The sequence below is a fragment of the Arthrobacter sp. cf158 genome, from assembly GCF_900106835.1.
In the GTDB taxonomy this organism is placed as follows: domain Bacteria; phylum Actinomycetota; class Actinomycetes; order Actinomycetales; family Micrococcaceae; genus Arthrobacter.
The window spans coordinates 182,391-199,003 of sequence record NZ_FNNR01000003.1 but is presented as its reverse complement, the minus strand read 5'-3'; the positions used below and the strand labels follow the sequence as shown (position 1 = coordinate 199,003).

Sequence of the window (16,613 nt, the reverse complement as noted above, 5' to 3'; positions counted from 1 at the left end):
CGTGACTTAACGACGATGGGCCCCACCTGGAGGTGGGGCCCATCGATCGTATTAGTGATTATCTAGTGTGCGTGGTCGCCACGGCTGTATTCGAAGACCCAGCCAACCAAGGCAACAAGGGCCAGCCCGCCGGCGACGTAGGTCACCCAGAAGCCAATAGCCAGGCCGAGGAAACCGCCGGCACATGCAAGGCCAAGAACCAGGGGCCACCAGCTCCAAGGACTGAAGTGCCCCTGTTCGCCTGCGCCCTCGTGGACTTCGGCGTCGGGACGGTCCTCTGGGCGCATGCCAATGCGCTTGCCGGTGAAACCAAGGTAAGCACCGATCATGCCGGCGAGGCCGCCAACCAGAAGAATCCCCAGGACGCCTACCCACTCAGACCATTCGGTCAGGAAGCCATAAGCAATGGCTACGGGAACAAAGAAGAACACACCAGCTCCGAAGAGCCACGATTCGATTTTCATGAGCGGACGTCCCTCTGGTCGGCGTTACCCAAAACGGCTGCTGCGGGTGACGGAGCTTCGGCAGTGTGAACCTGGGCCAACTCAGGGTGGTGCAGGTCCAGCGCCGGGCGCTCGGAGCGGATACGGGGCAAGGAAGTGAAGTTGTGGCGCGGCGGCGGGCAGGACGTCGCCCATTCCAGCGAAGCACCGAAGCCCCACGGGTCATCAACTTCAACCTTCTTGTTGCTCCGCCAGGTGATGTAGACGTTCCAGAAGAACGGCAACAGAGAAGCACCCAGGACGAAGGAAGAGATGGTGGAGAACTGGTTCATCCACGTGAAGTTATCCTGCGGCATGTAGTCGGCGTAGCGGCGCGGCATACCTTCAACACCCAGCCAGTGCTGGATGAGGAACGTGCCGTGGAAACCCAGGAACAGAAGCCAGAAGTGGATCTTACCAAGACGCTCGTTGAGCATCTTTCCGGTCCACTTGGGCCACCAGAAGTAGAAGCCTGCGAACATGGCGAACACCACGGTGCCGAACACCACGTAGTGGAAGTGGGCCACCACGAAGTAGGAATCCGAGACGTGGAAGTCCAGCGGCGGGGAGGCCAGGATGATGCCGGTCAGGCCACCGAAGAGGAACGTCACCAGGAAGCCGATGCTCCACAGCATGGGGGTCTCGAAAGTGATGGAACCCTGCCACAGAGTACCGATCCAGTTGAAGAACTTAACACCCGTGGGAACCGCGATCAACATGGTCATGAAGGCGAAGAACGGAAGCAGCACCGAACCGGTCACATACATGTGGTGAGCCCATACCGTGACGGACAGGGCGGCAATGGCGATCGTTGCGTAAACAAGGCCCTTGTAACCAAAGATCGGCTTGCGGCTGAAGACCGGGAAGATCTCGGAAACAATACCGAAGAACGGCAGGGCGATGATGTAAACCTCAGGGTGGCCGAAGAACCAGAAGAGGTGCTGCCAGAGAACGGCGCCGCCGTTTTCGGGATCAAAGATGTGCGCACCAAAGCGGCGGTCGGCGCCAAGAGCGAAGAGTGCAGCTGCCAGCGGCGGGAAGGCCATCAGAACCAGAATTGCCGTAACCAGCGTGTTCCACGTGAAGATCGGCATACGCCACATGGTCATGCCCGGAGCACGCATGCAAATGATGGTGGTAATGAAGTTGACCGCGCCAAGGATGGTTCCGAAACCGGAGAGCGCCAGGCCGAAGACCCAGAGGTCACCACCGACACCCGGACTGAACGTCGTGTTGGACAACGGCGCGTAAGCGAACCAGCCAAAGGAGGCTGCACCTTGGGGCGTAATGAACCCGGAGACGGCGATGGTGGAGCCAAAGAGGAAGAACCAGAATGCCAGGGCGTTCAAACGCGGGAAGGCAACGTCCGGAGCACCAATCTGCAGCGGCATGATCACGTTGGCAAAGCCGGCGAACAGAGGAGTTGCAAACATCAGGAGCATCACGGTGCCGTGCATCGTGAACATCTGGTTGTACTGCTCTTTGGTCTGCAGGATCTGCATGCCGGGTTCGAACAATTCGGCGCGGATCAGCAGCGCCATGACGCCACCGAGGCAGAAGAACACGAAGGACGCAATCAGGTACATGTACCCGATGGTCTTGTGGTCCGTCGAGGTGATCCAGTTGACGACGATGCGTCCCTTGGACTTAGGAACTACGGGAGCCTCAAGGGTCCCGGCGGATTGAGTGTAAGTAGCCACGTCGCTCCCCTTACTTTTCGTTCAGGTTCGGATTGCGGTCGTATTCCGCACCGAGCAGGCCCGTGTTGCCATCCTGGCGGAGTTGATCCATGTGGGCCTGGAACTCAGACTCGGAGACCACCTTGACGCGGAACAGCATTTCGGAGTGATATTCACCGCAGAGTTCGGCACACTTGCCATCGAAGGTGCCCTCCTTGGTGGGGGTGAACCTGATGTAGTTCGTCTTGCCCGGGATCATGTCGCGCTTCTGAAGGAAGGCGGGAACCCAGAACGAGTGGATGACATCGCGGGAATTCAGCTCCAGGTCCACGGACTTGCCCACCGGCAAGTACAGGGTGGGGAGGAGTTCCTTGTTGACCTCGTTGCCGGTCAGGTGAGCCTGAACGCCGGCTTCGTGGAGGTCCTCATTGATGACCTCACCCTTTTTGTAGTTGAAGTCCCAGGCCCACTGCTTGCCGCGGACGTCAACAACGACGTCGGCAGGCTGCGACCGGTCATCGATCGCGCGCTGGTCCTGATCGGTGAAGTAGAAGAACACCAGAACCATGAACAGCGGGATGGTCAAGTAGAAGACCTCGAGCGGCAGGTTGTAGCTGAGCTGCTTGGGGAATCCCGTGGTGCCCTTGCGGCGACGGTAGGCAATGATGCACCAGACCAGAAGGCCCCACGTGATGATACCGACTGCCAAGGCGGCGATCCATGAGTTGACCCAGAGGTCCATGATCCGGTCAGTGTGGTTGGTCGTGCCGCGCTCTGTAGGCAGCCAACCCTTCTCTACCTCTGGTGAACATCCGGTCAAAACCAACGCGCCGGCTAGTGCCAAGCCAGTGATCGATGTGATCTTTATGCGTCGGCTGCCGGTTCGGTTCTGCGAACTCACAGACGGCCCTTCCTCTTGTTGCTGTCTCCCGGCAGGCCGAAGGCTCACCGGGCACACTAAAAGTTTTACTACCCGATGTAGAGCTTACCGCTATCAAGCGGTTTTCGCGCACATGTCAGCGCCGTGGCTCCGATCGGTTTTAAACACGTCCGGAGTGGCGCCGACATGCGGCGATGGCTCACATCAGTGGAACGAATCACCGCAGGCGCAAGACCCGCCGGCGTTCGGGTTATCGATGGTGAAGCCCTGCTTCGAAATGGTGTCCTCGAAGTCGATGCTGGCACCGCTGAGGTAAGGAACGCTCATCTTGTCTACGACGACTTCAACACCGTCGTAGTCACGGACTGCGTCTCCGTCAAGCATGCGCTCGTCGAAGTAAAGCTGGTAGATCAGGCCGGAGCATCCCCCAGGCTGGACTGCAACGCGCAACCGAAGGTCGGTGCGCCCTTCCTGTTCCAGGAGGCTGCGGACCTTGCCTGCGGCGACATCGGTCAGATTGACCTCGTGCGTGGGCAGTTCGTCGTTGGAGACGACCTGTGCTCCGGTGCTGTTTTCGTTGGTTGCAGTGCTCATTGGCCTACCTTCTTATGAAGCTCTTGGAGGCCGCGCCGGAACGCTGCCTGCCCTTACCCAATTACGTACGGGTTATAGCTAATGCTACGTCGCACAGACGCTTAGCTATAACTCCTGACGTAACCACAGACAGCATTTGGTTGTTCCCGGCGCGCCGTTGCAGCTTAGTCCGTCAAACCTTCGGCATTCAGGCGGGCAAGCATTAGGGATTCAGCCAGCACTGCGTGGCGGAAGTCTTCGATGTGCAACGATTCGTTGGCACTGTGCGCTCGGGAATCGGGGTCTTCAACTCCGGTCACCAGAATCTGGACGGCGGGGTACATCTCCAGAAGGTCTGCAATGAAGGGGATGGAACCGCCAATGCCCATTTCCACCGGCTCCACGCCCCAGGACTCCCCCAGCGCCCAGAGCGCCACCCTTGCAGCAGCGGAGGACGTATCGGTGGAGAACGCGTTGCCCCGCTCCCCCGGAGTGAACGTCACCTTGGCGCCGAACGGTGCCTTGGCTTCGACATGCTGCCTGAGGGCATCCATTGCCGCGTCCGGATCCTGCCCCGGTGCAAGCCGCATGCTGAATTTCGCCCGGGCAGCGGGAATAAGGGTGTTGGAAGCGACGTCCACGGCCGGGACGTCCATGCCGATAATGGACAATGACGGCTTGGTCCAGAGACGGGAGGCGATGGTTCCGCTTCCTGCCAGCTTCACGCCGTCGAGCACTGACGCGTCGGCCCGGTAGTCCGCTTCGGTGAGGTCCACCGCTACGTCGTCGCGGCCCACCAGGCCGGCAACGGCCACGTTGCCGTCGTCATCGTGAAGGGTAGCTATCAACCGGGACAAGAGCGTGGGAGCATCGAGCACCGGGCCGCCAAACATACCGGAGTGTACGGCGTGGTCCAGAACGCGCACTTCAAACGTACCGTCCACCAGACCGCGAAGGCTGGTGGTCAGGGCGGGCACCCCTACCTTCCAGTTGCTGGAGTCGGCCACCACGATCACATCTGCCCGCAAGAGTTCCTGGTGCTCCTCAAGGAACGCCCGGAAGGTGGGTGATCCGGCCTCCTCTTCTCCCTCGAAGAAGAACGTCACGCCCAGGCCAAAGTCGTTTCCCAGCACCTTGGTTACGGCGCTGTAAGCCGCCAGGTGGGCCATGATGCCTGCCTTGTCGTCAGCCGCACCGCGGCCATACAGCCTGCCGTCCCTCTCTTCGGCGACAAAAGGTTCCGATTTCCAGAGGTTACGATCCCCCGGCGGCTGCACGTCGTGGTGCGCGTACAGCAGGATGGTTGGCTTGCCCTCAGCGGCAGGGCGGCGGGCGACGACGGCAGGACCACCGGGGGTACCGTCGGCTTTGTCGCACCGCAGGATCCGGACGTCCTCCATACCGGCGGCCTTAGCCAGCGAAGAGACCGCTTCGGCGCTGAGATCAAGTTGCTTGGGGTCGAAGCTGGGCCACGCTATGCCGGGGATACTGACCAGGTCTTTGAGGGAAGCCATCGTGGCCTCAAAGGAATCGTTGACCGCTCGGGTCAGCGCCTCGACGGGGGTGGAGCCGGAGTGCCGTTGCCTGTTCTGCGGGTTGTCCGCATGTGCTGAAGTCATGGCCCACACTTTACCGTCGCGTCTCCGGAGGCCGGGGCAGGCAGGGCCCGGAGGCGGACTCACGGCATGGGGCACGTAACCTGCGCCACCTCGCTGCGGGGTATTCTGTAGGGGTGTTCGGACGCAAAAAGGAAGAGCCCAGCGCTCAATCAGTAGTAGACCAGGCCTACGCCGCCACCCCGGAGCCGGGTGCGGGAAAGGGCACCCCTACGCCCAAGCGGAAGGACCAGGAAGCGGCCCGCAAGCGCCCCTTGGTGCCCAACGACCGCAAGGCTTCAAAGGCGGCAGAGCGGGTAGCCATCCAGGACCAGCGGCAGAAAATGCGGCAGGCGCTGGACACGGGTGATGAGAAGTTCCTGCCTCTCCGGGACAAGGGTCCCCAGAAGCGATACACGCGCGACTACGTGGACGCGCGGTTCAGCCTGGGCGAATACCTGATGTTTGGCGCTTTGCTGTTCGTGGTGATCTCCCTGATCATCCCGCCCACCAGCGCAGGTATCAGCTACGTCCTGGTGGGTTTCTGGATCATGTTCCTCGCGGTCTTCGTGGACGTCTTCATCCTGTCGCGCAAGCTTCGGAAGCGCCTCACGGAAAAGTTTGGCGAAGTTGAACGTGGCTCGGTCTGGTACGGATGCATGCGTGCCCTTCAGTTCCGGAAGCTCCGCCTCCCCAAGCCGCAGGTAAAGCGCGGAGAATACCCCGCCTAACAGCCTTCAGACCTTCAAAAAACGAGAAACCCCGGACCATCGGTCCGGGGTTTTCTGTTGGGAAGCAGTTACTGGCGGGGCGAGCGTCGACGACTTTTCAGGAGACCCTTGTTGATGCGGGAAGCCCAGAAGGGCCCCTCGTAGAGGAAAGCTGTGTAACCCTGCACCAAGGTTGCCCCTGCATCCAGTCGATCCTGGACATCCGAGGCAGTCTCCACGCCACCGACGGCGATGAGTACCAGCTCATCACCCACCGCTGACTTGAGTCGCCGAAGGACTTCGAGGGAACGCTCCTTAAGGGGAGCTCCCGAGAGGCCCCCGGCACCCAGTGCGGCAACCTTCACGTTGTCCGACGCCAGCCCTTCACGGGAAATGGTGGTGTTGGTGGCGATGATGCCATCAAGCTTGAGATCCAGCGCAAGCTTCGCGACGTCGTCGATGTCGTCATCAGAGAGGTCCGGCGCGATCTTGACCAACAGAGGAACATGCCGCCCAGCGGACTCATCGGCAGCATCTCCTACTGCGCGCAACAGCGGACGCAATGTCTCCACATTTTGCAGAAGCCGAAGTCCCGGCGTGTTGGGCGAGCTGACGTTGACCACCAGATAATCGGCAGCGGGCGCCAAGCTGCGTGCGCTGACCAGGTAATCCTCGGTGGCGTCGTCGAGTTCAACCAGCTTGGTCTTGCCGATGTTAACCCCGATAATCGGCCGAACGTCCGGGTGCTGCCTTTGTAAAGCAGCCCGTGCGGACTTGAGCCGCGGCGCTACGGAAGCAGCGCCGTCGTTATTGAATCCCATACGGTTGATGACCGCACGGTCCTCAATCAATCGGAACAGGCGTGGCTTCTCGTTGCCGGGCTGCGCCTGGCCGGTAATGGTGCCCACTTCCACGTGCCCGAATCCGAGCTCGGACAAAGCTTCGATCCCGTGCCCTTCCTTGTCAAAGCCGGCTGCGAGGCCAAACGGCGACGGAAATGTCAGCCCGAGGGCCTCCGTACGAAGGGAAGCATCCGGGGCTGTCATCCTGGCAAGAATCCGGCCGGCGCCCGAACGGTGGGCAGCACGGATTCCCTGGAAGCCGATCTTGTGTGCCTTCTCGGCGTCCATCCAGGAGAAGGCCAGCTTGAAGAATGTGGGGTAAACACGCATGGTCCTAGTTTTCCGCTTTACGGACAACTCACCAAACCCGTGACCCGCACTGGGGCTAGCATGTACGCATGCCGCTGGATAATAGTGACGCAGATCATTCGAGCCCAAGGATTGTTGCAGACATCGTCGTGGTGGGAGCGGGGCTGTCAGGTCTTGTTGCCGCCGCCACCGCCTACGCAGCCGGCAAGTCAGTAGCCGTGCTGGACCAGGAGCCCGAGGCATCAATTGGCGGCCAGGCGCATTGGTCCTTCGGCGGCCTCTTCATGGTGGACACTCCTGAGCAGCGGCGCCTGGGCGTCAAAGACAGCGCTGAGCTCGCTTTGTCCGATTGGCTTGCGTCGGCAGCCTTTGATCGCTCCGGAGATAGCAACGCGCGGGAGTGGGCCGAGGCCTATGTGGAGTTCGCTGCGGGTGAAAAGCGGGCATGGCTCCGGAACCTTGGCGTCGGCATCTTCCCACTGGTGCAGTGGGCAGAGCGTGGCGGCTACGGACCCCAAGGACACGGGAACACTGTCCCACGCTTCCATGTCACGTGGGGCACCGGACCAGCGCTGGTGAAACCGTTCCTCGGGAAAGTGCGGGAAGGCGTCGAGGCCGGCCGGGTAAGCCTGCACTTCAGGCACCGTGCCCTTTCCCTGATAACGACGGCGGGCAAGGTCACGGGCGTTTCCGGTGAGGTGCTGGAACCGTCGACGGCGGTGCGTGGCACTGCGACGGCGAGGGTCGCCGTCGCGGGTTTCGAAGCAAGCGCCGGTGCTGTAGTGGTGACATCCGGTGGTATCGGCGGTAACCATGACATGGTCCGGCGCCAATGGCCCGGAGAAAACGCACCCACCTACATGCTGAGCGGCGTCCCGGCTTCCGTTGACGGAGAATTCCAATCCGCTGTGGAAACCATGGGAGCGTCGGTGGTCAACGGCGACAGGATGTGGCACTACCCGGAGGGTATTCATAACTACGATCCTGTGTGGCCCAAGCACGGCATCCGCATCCTGCCCGGCCCATCGTCCCTGTGGCTAGACGCCTGGGGCCACCAGCTGCCGGCTCCCCTCTTCCCCGGCTTTGATTCCTTGGGAGCACTGCGCCACATACTCGGCACCGGCCACGATTATTCATGGTTTGTCCTCAACAGAACCATCGCCCTCAAGGAGCTGGCCTTGTCCGGATCCGAGCAGAATCCGGATCTCACAGGCAAGGACATCAGGCTTCTTGCATCCCGGTTGAAGCCCGGCAGCGATTCTCCCATCCAGCGGTTCCTGGATAAGGGAGTGGACTTCATTCAGGCCTCGGCTCCCGCAGAACTCGCATCCCGGATGAACCAGCTCACGGAAAGCCCCCGGATCAACGCCGCCTCGCTGGAATCACTGATTCGCGCACGGGATAGCCAAGTGGCCAGCGGTCTGGGCAAGGACCCACAACTCGCCGCCATCAGGGCAGCACGCCGGTTTGCTACGGACAAACTGATGCGGGTAGCTCCCCCGCACCGACTGACGGACCCCGCCCACGGACCTTTGGTCGCCATCCGGCTTTCCGTGCTGACCAGGAAGAGCCTGGGTGGGCTCAGAACGGATCTGCGTTCCAGGGTCCTGGACAGCGGCGGGCAGGCCATACCGGACCTCTACGCGGCGGGCGAAGCTGCAGGATTCGGCGGCGGTGGCATTCATGGCTACCGTGCATTGGAGGGCACTTTCCTGGGCGGCTGCCTCTTCACCGGGAGGGCAGCGGGACGGGACGCCGCCGCCAGTGTCTAAGCTAATGCCATGGAGTGGACCGCTGACATCCTGGGAACGGACTTCCAATCCTGCGACATTGACGCTGCAGGTCCGGACGGCGTCGTCCGGCACGCCACGCTGATCCGCCACAGGACAGGGCCCAGAACCCAACCGTCCGGCCAGGGGCACACAATGGCCGGGCGACACGGCGCCGTCCTTTTTCTGCACGGCTGGAGCGACTACTTCTTCAATGCCGAACTTGCCAGGTTCTGGGCCGGGCAAGGCTACGACTTCTACGCGCTGGACATGCACAATCACGGACGGAGCCTGCAAGCGGGAAACCCCGGCGGATATGTGGCGAATCTGATCGACTACGACGCTGAAATCAACCAGGCTGTTCAGGTCATCCGGCATGACCGCGGCGGATCGCCTGCAGGCAGCTTGACGCTAATGGGACATTCCACGGGAGGACTCGTGGCAGCCTTATGGGCCAGCCGCCACCCAGCAGAGGTCCAATACCTGATCCTTGACAGCCCCTGGCTGGAGATGCATGGCAGCTCCTTGGTACGGCGGGCTGCGCAAGCCATGGTGGCGCCGGTGGCAAAGCTTCGTCCCAAGACCGTCCTCAGGTTGCCGGAGCGGGGCTTCTACTTCCGGAGCATCAGCAGTTCCGCCGAAGGCGAATGGTCCCTTGATGAAAAGTACCGGCCACCTTTGGCATTCCCGGTCCGCGCGGGATGGCTCAATGCAGTCTTTGCCGGGCATTCGCAGGTTGCCCGGGGCCTGAATCTGGAGATGCCAGTCCTGGTACTGGCGTCGTCAGCCAGCGCCAACGGCATGGTGTGGCAGGAATCCATGCGCCGCTCGGATGCTGTCCTTGACGTCAGTGTCATGGCCTTGCGCGCCATGGCATTGGGACGGACCGTCACCCTGGAACGCATCGACGGCGGCCTCCACGACGTCTTCCTGTCGGCACCGGCGGTGCGCAAGGACGCATACGCACGTCTGGCCCGATGGATCAAGGGATTCATGCAGTACGAAGCGCCTGAAGAACGGCACGAAGGGGAGATATGACCAGCGCGGGGGAATCGGCAGCACAGTGGAAACCCGACATTCTTGGCCACGGCTATGAATGCATGGAACTTCCACTCACGCCGGATGAAGAGGGCACCACTAAGGCGACCTTGATCAGGCATGCACCTCCAGTCGCCGACTCAGCACCGCATGGAATTCTCGACTTCCTTGCGTCATTTACCAAACGCAGGCGCCGCCCTGCTCCGGCTGATCCTTCCGGAGCCCCCAGGGCTGTGCTGTACCTCCACGGATGGGCGGACTACTTCCTGCAGACTGAGCTTGCCGAGTATCTGACGGCGTCAGGATTTCATTTCTATGCAGTGGACCTGCGGAAATTCGGCCGAAGCCTGCTGCCGGGACAGACGCCCGGCTACACCTCGGACCTCAGCGTCTACGATGAGGATCTTGCGGCGGCTTTGACGGAAATCGAACGCGATGTGGCTACGAGGACCAATAACAGCACGCCACCCACCATCCACATGCTGGGCCATTCGCTGGGAGGCGTGATTGCCGCGCTCTGGGCGGATCGTAACCCTGGCCGTTTGGGCACCCTGGTTCTGAACTCGCCGTGGCTGGAGCTTCAGGGCAGCAGCCTCGTCCGCAGCATAGCCATGCACTTGGTGGAACCTTTTGCCCGCACGGATCCCAAGCGCCCCTTCCGGTTTCCGGACATGCCGGCCTACTGGGAGAGCGTCAGTAACGAGGCCCACGGCGAATGGATCCTGGACCCTGTGTGGCGACCGCGCACTTCCTTCCCCATCCGGGCCGGTTGGACCAAGGCGGTTCTGGCAGGACATGCTGCCGTGGAGCGCAAGCTGAACATCGACGCACCCGTGCTGGTTCTGCTGTCCGGGCGGACCAGAATACAAGCCGAATGGACCGCTGACCTCATGCGGGCGGATGCTGTGATTGACGTGGAGGAAACCTCACGACGGGCCCTCGGACTCGCCCGTCGTACCGCGGTGTTCCGGTACCCGGGAGCCCTCCATGACGTCTTTTTGTCCAGGCGCACCGTCCGCCAACAGGCCTATCGCGACGTCGCGGTGTGGCTGGCTGCCTATCCGTATTGATGCACTTAGGGCCCTGATGTAGCAAAGGCGTGCTACGTGGCGGGCGGGGCCGCATCCACTGCTCCACCGTAACGGCGGTCGCGTTTCGCATAGATCTCGACGGCGTCCCACAGGGTCCGCCTGTCCACGTCCGGCCACAGGGTGTCCATGAAAACGAACTCGGCATAGGCAGATTGCCACAGCAGGAAGTTCGAGAGTCGCTGCTCCCCAGAGCTGCGTAGGAAGAGGTCCACGTCGGGGAGGTCCGGCTCATCGAGGTACTTCTGGATGGTCTTCTCCGATACCGACCCCGGCTTGAGCCGCCCCGCTGCGACATCATGGGCAATTGCCGAAACAGCATCGGCGATCTCGGCGCGGCCACCGTAATTAACACACATGGTCAACGTGCAGGTGTCGTTGCCTCGCGTATAGTCCTCGGCTTCTTCCAACTCCTTGATAACGGAACCCCACAACCGTGGGCGACGGCCCGCCCAACGGATGCGGACACCCCATTCGTCCAGCTGGTTGCGCTGGCGACGTAGTACATCCTTGTTAAATCCCATGAGGAAACGGACTTCTTCGGGCGACCGGCGCCAGTTCTCGGTGGAAAAAGCGTAGACGCTGACGTACTTGATTCCGAGCTCGATCGCCCCTGCCATCACATCGAGGAGAGCAGGCTCACCGGCCTTATGTCCTTCGATGCGAGGCAGTCCACGCTGATTTGCCCAGCGGCCATTGCCGTCCATGACAATCGCCACATGCTGCGGGATGAGTTCACTTGGAATGGCCGGTGGGACCGCCCCGGATGGATGAGCATAGGGGGCCACCACTGGCGCCGTTCTTGCCGTTGTTGACTTGCTCTTTTTTCCAAGTGCCACTGTCAGCTTCGCTCCACGTGTTTGAGTGATTTCAATGCCCGTTCCAGGTGCCATTGCAGGTAGCTGGCCACCAGGCCTGCTGCTTCCCGTCGATGCCGGGGGTCGGAAGTATCCGCGACGCTCCAGTCACCCGTCAGCAGCGCGCCGAGCAACACCACCGTCTCTGGTGCCGGCGCCGGTGAACCGGGAGGCCTGCAGTCGCCGCACACCATCCCGCCTATCGGTGCCGCAAATGCCGTATGTGGACCGGGCCGGCCGCAACGGGCACATGAGGTAAAGCTCGGCGCCCAGCCTCCAGTCGCCAGTGCCCGGAGCAGGTAGGAGTCCAGGATGAGTTCGGGAGGATGGTCGGAACGGCTGAGCGCAGCCAGTGCGCCAACCAACAGGTTGTACTGGGCAGTTCCCGATTCAGTATCGGCGTCCGTCAGTTTCTCCGCAGTCTCTGTCATGGCTGCAGCAACTGTGAACCGCCCGTAGTCAGCTGCGATGCTGCTTCCATAGGCACCCTTCGCGACGGCTTGCGTCACAATGTCCAGCGTGCGGCCGGAAACGAGTTGCAGGTCCGCCACCATGAATGGCTCCAACCGGGCACCGAAACGGCTGCTGGTTCTACGAACCCCTTTGGCAACCGCACGAACCTGTCCATGGTGCTTGGTCAAGAGGGTGATGATGCGATCCGCTTCCCCCAGCTTATGGGTACGGAGCACCACGGCGTCGTCCCGATAGGAACGTGCTGCAAACGACGGATTGGCCACACCTAATCTTCGCATTACGCCCGCGTCCGGCGGTGGTCGCCGGACCGTGTGGTGACGGTATTTCCCGTCACCACACGGAGGGCATTAAGCTCGGGCGTCCCGGACTGCCCGGTTCACTGCCGAAATCAGCGCCTTGAGGGAAGACGTCGTGGTGCTGGGGTCGATCCCCACTCCCCACAAAACCCGTTCGCCGACGGCACATTCGACGTAAGCTGCTGCACTGGCGCTGCCGCCTTCGGACAAAGCGTGTTCGCTGTAGTCGAGGACACGGACGTCAACACCGTCATGGTGCAGGATGTCCAGCAAGGCAGCGATGGGACCATTGCCGTGTCCGGTCCTGCGAACCTCCACGCCGTCAATCCGCAGAATGGCGTTCATGGTCATGGCACCGGATTCGTCCGTCTCGGTGCTGATGCTGCCCAAGGCGTATCGGCCCCACTGCGCCTGCTCCTCATCGGAAGGCAAGTACTCATCCTGGAAAATCTTCCACAGCTGGGCGCCACTGACCTCGCCACCAACAGCATCGGTACGTCGCTGGATGACCCCGGAGAATTCGATCTGTGCACGGCGGGGCAAGTCCAGGTTGTGCTCATTCTTCAGCAGATAGGCAACACCGCCCTTGCCGGACTGGGAATTAACCCGGATGACGGCTTCGTAGCTGCGGCCCAGGTCCTTCGGATCGACGGGCAGGTACGGGACTTGCCAGGTGAAGTCATCCACCGGCTTGCCCGCTGCTGCGGCATCCTTCTCCAGCGCTTCAAAGCCCTTCTTGATAGCGTCCTGGTGCGATCCGGAGAAGGCGGTAAAGACGAGGTCGCCGCCGTAAGGGGAACGCTCCGGAACAGGCAGCTGGTTGCAGTACTCCACCGTGCGGCGGACTTCGTCGATATCAGAGAAATCGATCATGGGGTCCACACCCTGGACGAACATGTTCAAACCCAGTGTCACCAAGTCCACGTTGCCGGTCCGCTCACCGTTGCCGAACAAGCAGCCTTCGATGCGATCGGCGCCTGCCAGGTAACCGAGCTCGGCTGCGGCTACTCCAGTGCCGCGGTCATTGTGCGGGTGCAGGGAGATAATGATGCCCTCGCGGGGGTGCAGGTTCCGGTGCATCCACTCAATCGAGTCCGCGTAGACGTTCGGAGTTGCCATCTCCACGGTTGCCGGCAGGTTGATGATGACCTGATTGTCAGCAGAGGCCTCAAAGACATCAGCGATCGCATTGCAGACGCGTGCGGCGTACTCGAGCTCGGTGCCCGTGAAGGACTCCGGCGAGTATTCGTACGTGATGTGGGTGTCTTCCAAGGTCTCTTCGTACTTCTTGCACAGCCTGGCGCCCTGCAAGGCAATGTCCAGGATGCCGTCTTCATCCTGGTTGAACACGACGCGGCGTTGCAGAACAGACGTGGAGTTATACAGGTGCACGATGGCCTGCTTGGCGCCAACCAGGGACTCGTAAGTCCGCTCGATCAGGTGCTCACGCGCCTGCGTCAGGACCTGGATGCTGACATCGTCAGGAATATGGCCACCTTCAATGAGCTGGCGGACGAAGTCGAAGTCAGTCTGGGATGCCGATGGGAAACCAACTTCGATCTCCTTGTAGCCCATCTTGACGAGCAACTGGAACATCTTCAGCTTGCGGGCAGGACTCATGGGATCGATCAGCGCCTGGTTGCCGTCACGCAGGTCCACTGCGCACCAGCGGGGCGCTTTGGTGATGACCTTGTCCGGCCACGTGCGGTCCGGTACCTCGACGGTGATCTGGTCCTGGAACGGCAGGTAGCGGTGAATCGGCATACCGGAGGGCTTTTGTGCATTACGCATGATGTGGCCTTTTCTCTAAGAACTAAGTGAAAGCTTAGCCGGACACAACGGAACTCCGCGGCGAGGATGGCCCAGCGTCAGATAGCTTTCAGGCCTCGCCGCGGCAGCTAAGAAGAAGCATTGCCGTACGCACAAAATCACAGTAACACGATGCGTATGATGACAGTGCAACACCTCATACAACGTCCACTATGCAGACGCCGCGACGGTGGAAACGCCTCCTGCAGCGTCCACACAAGGAGCCACAGTGCCACAGTCGGGGATCACTCTTTCCAACATCGATCACAGCGTCCGGCCCCAGGACGACCTGTACCAACACGTCAATGGCGCGTGGCTCAACAGCACAACGATCCCTGACGACCGGCCATTGGAAGGTACCTTCACCGCGCTGCGGGACGGCGCCGAGCTGGCGGTCAAGGCGATTATTGAGGAAGCTGCCAGCAAGGGTGAGTCAGCAACCGGCGTCGAACAACAAGTTGGCGGCCTGTATGCCAGCTTCATGGACGAGGCCACGGCAGATGCGAAGGGCCTGGACCCTGTCCGCGGCCGCCTCAAAGATGTTGAGGCCACGGGGACAGCAACGGAACTTGCTGCGCTGATCGGCCGCCTCTTCCGCGCCGACGTCTCAGGTCTGTTCTCCATTTACCCTGCCCCTGATGCCGGAAATCCTGAGCGGATCCTCCTCTACATTGGACAGGGAGGCCTGGGATTGCCGGATGAGTCCTACTACCGGGATGAAAAATTTGCGGAAATTGTGTCAGCGTACGGCAAATACATCGCCAGGCTGTTCACCCTGGCCGGCCTTCCTGACGCAGAGGGAGCCTCGCAACGGATCGTGGGACTCGAAACCGCCCTGGCATCCCATCACTGGGACAACGTCACGCTGCGGGACCCGCAGAAGACCTACAACCTGAAGACTGCCGATCAGGCGGCAGCGCTTTTCCCCCTGCTGGACACATGGTTCGAGGCTGCACGTGTGGATGCGGCCAAACGCAATGAGCTTGTGGTCAGCACTCCGGACTTCTTTGCCGGTGCCGCCGCACTGTTGGAGTCCGAGCCCCTGGACACGTGGAAGGAGTGGCTGGCGCTCAGGGTCCTTAGCTCCGCTGCCCCCTACCTGTCATCGGAATTCGTGACCACGAACTTCGAATTCTACGGAACCACCCTTAGTGGCACTCCCCAAAACAAGGAGCGGTGGAAGCGAGGCGTTGCTGTGGTTGAAGCAGCTCTCGGCGAGGCAGTCGGCCAGATCTACGTGGACCGCCACTTCCCAGCAGGCCACAAAGCCCGGATGGAGACCCTGGTGGGTAACTTGATCGCGGCGTACCGGGACAGCATCTCTTCCCTTGAGTGGATGGGCGAAGAAACCAAGAAGGAAGCGCTCAAGAAGTTGGAAGCGTTCCGCCCCAAGATCGGCTTCCCGGAGAAGTGGATAGACTACTCCGCCGTGGAGATCGACCCCACGGACCTTCTGGGCAACGTTGAGCGCGCCCATAATGCTGACGTCGATCGTCACCTCGATGAAATCGGGAAACCTGTTGATCTCACCAAATGGCTGATGACGCCCCAAACGGTAAACGCCTACTACCACCCAATGCTGAACGAGATCGTGTTTCCGGCCGCCATCCTCCAGCCACCGTTCTTCAATGCCGACGCTGACGACGCCGTGAATTACGGCGGGATCGGTGCTGTGATCGGGCACGAAATCGGGCACGGGTTCGACGACCAAGGCTCGCAGTTCGATGGCAGCGGAGCCTTGCGGAATTGGTGGACAGAGGAAGACCGCACGGCGTTTGAGGCACTCACCGCACGGTTGGTGGCGCAGTACGATGCCCTGTCCCCTTATGCCGCTCCGGACCACAAAGTGAATGGCAAACTGACCCTCGGTGAGAACATCGGCGACCTCGGCGGACTCACCATCGCCTACAAGGCCTATCTGCTGAGTTTGGGCGGAGTAGAGCCGGAAGTCATCGACGGCTTTACCGGACAACAGCGGTTCTTCATGTCTTGGGCTGCCGGATGGCGCCAGGTGATCCGCACGGAGGAAGCGATCCGCAGGCTGGCTACCGATCCGCACTCCCCCAATGAATTCCGTACGAACGCCATCGCCCGGAACCTCGACGCCTTCCACGAGGCCTTCAACGTGAGTGCCGAGGATGGCATGTGGATGGAATCCGGAGAGCGCGTCAGTATTTGGTAGAACAAGTGGAAAGGCCGGACCCGTTCTATG

14 protein-coding genes are annotated in these 16,613 nt (G+C 61.2%); 5 read left to right on the top strand and 9 right to left on the bottom strand.

Translation table 11 applies throughout. From position 1 onward, the window contains the following. Window positions 1-62 precede the first annotated feature (62 nt). The 5 genes from BLW08_RS06930 to BLW08_RS06910 all read right to left on the bottom strand — a co-directional run bounded on the left by BLW08_RS06930 (window position 63) and on the right by BLW08_RS06910 (window position 5,233). Complete coding sequence (locus BLW08_RS06930; RefSeq protein ID WP_090821571.1) at window positions 63-464, bottom strand: cytochrome c oxidase subunit 4; 402 nt, start codon at window positions 462-464, stop codon at window positions 63-65. After that, a complete protein-coding gene (ctaD, locus tag BLW08_RS06925) occupies window positions 461-2,182 on the bottom strand; it encodes an aa3-type cytochrome oxidase subunit I (protein WP_090821573.1) in 1,722 nt (573 codons plus the stop codon). The genes BLW08_RS06930 and ctaD overlap by 4 nt, the downstream gene beginning before the upstream one ends. Before the next feature lie 10 nt (window positions 2,183-2,192). Beyond that, window positions 2,193-3,062 carry an aa3-type cytochrome oxidase subunit II gene (coxB, locus tag BLW08_RS06920; RefSeq protein WP_090821575.1) on the bottom strand — a complete coding sequence of 290 codons (870 nt, stop codon included), beginning with the start codon at window positions 3,060-3,062 and terminating at the stop codon, window positions 2,193-2,195. Between the two features lie 183 nt (window positions 3,063-3,245). Beyond that, complete coding sequence (locus tag BLW08_RS06915) at window positions 3,246-3,635, bottom strand: HesB/IscA family protein (RefSeq protein ID WP_090821577.1); 390 nt, start codon at window positions 3,633-3,635, stop codon at window positions 3,246-3,248. 164 nt (window positions 3,636-3,799) lie between these two features. Continuing rightward, window positions 3,800-5,233: a dipeptidase gene (locus BLW08_RS06910; protein WP_091324070.1), complete on the bottom strand. Its 1,434-nt coding sequence runs from the start codon at window positions 5,231-5,233 to the stop codon at window positions 3,800-3,802. 113 nt (window positions 5,234-5,346) lie between these two features. Here BLW08_RS06910 and BLW08_RS06905 point away from each other — a divergent pair, with 113 nt between their 5' ends. Beyond that, window positions 5,347-5,940 (top strand): DUF3043 domain-containing protein, encoded by a 594-nt coding sequence (locus tag BLW08_RS06905; RefSeq protein WP_090821580.1) that lies wholly within the window; start codon window positions 5,347-5,349, stop codon window positions 5,938-5,940. Between the two features lie 68 nt (window positions 5,941-6,008). Here the strand turns inward: BLW08_RS06905 and BLW08_RS06900 are convergent, their stop codons facing one another. Then, on the bottom strand, window positions 6,009-7,091 hold the full coding sequence (locus BLW08_RS06900) for a quinone-dependent dihydroorotate dehydrogenase (RefSeq protein ID WP_091324068.1): 1,083 nt from the start codon (window positions 7,089-7,091) through the stop codon (window positions 6,009-6,011). 68 nt (window positions 7,092-7,159) lie between these two features. On the opposite strand from BLW08_RS06900, the gene BLW08_RS06895 reads away from it, so the two are divergent. Genes BLW08_RS06895 through BLW08_RS06885 form a run of 3 tightly spaced genes read left to right on the top strand, consistent with a single transcriptional unit; the run spans window position 7,160 to window position 10,947 of the window. Beyond that, complete coding sequence (locus BLW08_RS06895) at window positions 7,160-8,842, top strand: FAD-binding dehydrogenase (protein WP_091324067.1); 1,683 nt, start codon at window positions 7,160-7,162, stop codon at window positions 8,840-8,842. A 9-nt stretch (window positions 8,843-8,851) separates the two neighbouring features. After that, entirely contained in the window at window positions 8,852-9,877 is a 1,026-nt protein-coding gene (locus tag BLW08_RS06890; RefSeq protein WP_091324066.1) for an alpha/beta hydrolase, read from the top strand. Beyond that, window positions 9,874-10,947: an alpha/beta hydrolase gene (locus BLW08_RS06885; protein ID WP_091324064.1), complete on the top strand. Its 1,074-nt coding sequence runs from the start codon at window positions 9,874-9,876 to the stop codon at window positions 10,945-10,947. Before BLW08_RS06890 ends, BLW08_RS06885 begins: the two co-directional genes overlap by 4 nt. Before the next feature lie 32 nt (window positions 10,948-10,979). On the opposite strand, the gene BLW08_RS06880 is transcribed toward BLW08_RS06885, so the two are convergent. The 3 genes from BLW08_RS06880 to leuA form a co-directional block, all read right to left on the bottom strand. After that, window positions 10,980-11,804, bottom strand: a complete 825-nt coding sequence (locus tag BLW08_RS06880; RefSeq protein WP_090821590.1) for an isoprenyl transferase — start codon at window positions 11,802-11,804, stop codon at window positions 10,980-10,982. A gap of 2 nt (window positions 11,805-11,806) precedes the next feature. Further along, a complete protein-coding gene (gene recO / locus BLW08_RS06875; protein WP_090821592.1) occupies window positions 11,807-12,559 on the bottom strand; it encodes a DNA repair protein RecO in 753 nt (250 codons plus the stop codon). An 84-nt stretch (window positions 12,560-12,643) separates the two neighbouring features. Beyond that, complete coding sequence (leuA, locus tag BLW08_RS06870; RefSeq protein WP_091324062.1) at window positions 12,644-14,383, bottom strand: 2-isopropylmalate synthase; 1,740 nt, start codon at window positions 14,381-14,383, stop codon at window positions 12,644-12,646. Between the two features lie 247 nt (window positions 14,384-14,630). Between leuA and BLW08_RS06865 the strand changes: the two genes are divergently transcribed. After that, a complete protein-coding gene (locus BLW08_RS06865) occupies window positions 14,631-16,583 on the top strand; it encodes a M13 family metallopeptidase (RefSeq protein WP_091324061.1) in 1,953 nt (650 codons plus the stop codon). Window positions 16,584-16,613 lie beyond the last annotated feature (30 nt).

Bases quoted from the DNA above. Each gene is read 5' to 3' on its own strand.
- BLW08_RS06910 (WP_091324070.1), bottom strand. From the start codon at position 5,233: ATGACTTCAGCACATGCGGACAACCCGCAGAACAGGCAACGGCACTCC.
- BLW08_RS06895 (WP_091324067.1), top strand. From the start codon at position 7,160: ATGCCGCTGGATAATAGTGACGCAGATCATTCGAGCCCAAGGATTGTT.
- BLW08_RS06915 (WP_090821577.1), bottom strand. From the start codon at position 3,635: ATGAGCACTGCAACCAACGAAAACAGCACCGGAGCACAGGTCGTCTCC.
- BLW08_RS06885 (WP_091324064.1), top strand. From the start codon at position 9,874: ATGACCAGCGCGGGGGAATCGGCAGCACAGTGGAAACCCGACATTCTT.
- BLW08_RS06930 (WP_090821571.1), bottom strand. From the start codon at position 464: ATGAAAATCGAATCGTGGCTCTTCGGAGCTGGTGTGTTCTTCTTTGTT.
- leuA (WP_091324062.1), bottom strand. From the start codon at position 14,383: ATGCGTAATGCACAAAAGCCCTCCGGTATGCCGATTCACCGCTACCTG.
- BLW08_RS06900 (WP_091324068.1), bottom strand. From the start codon at position 7,091: ATGCGTGTTTACCCCACATTCTTCAAGCTGGCCTTCTCCTGGATGGAC.
- BLW08_RS06890 (WP_091324066.1), top strand. From the start codon at position 8,852: ATGGAGTGGACCGCTGACATCCTGGGAACGGACTTCCAATCCTGCGAC.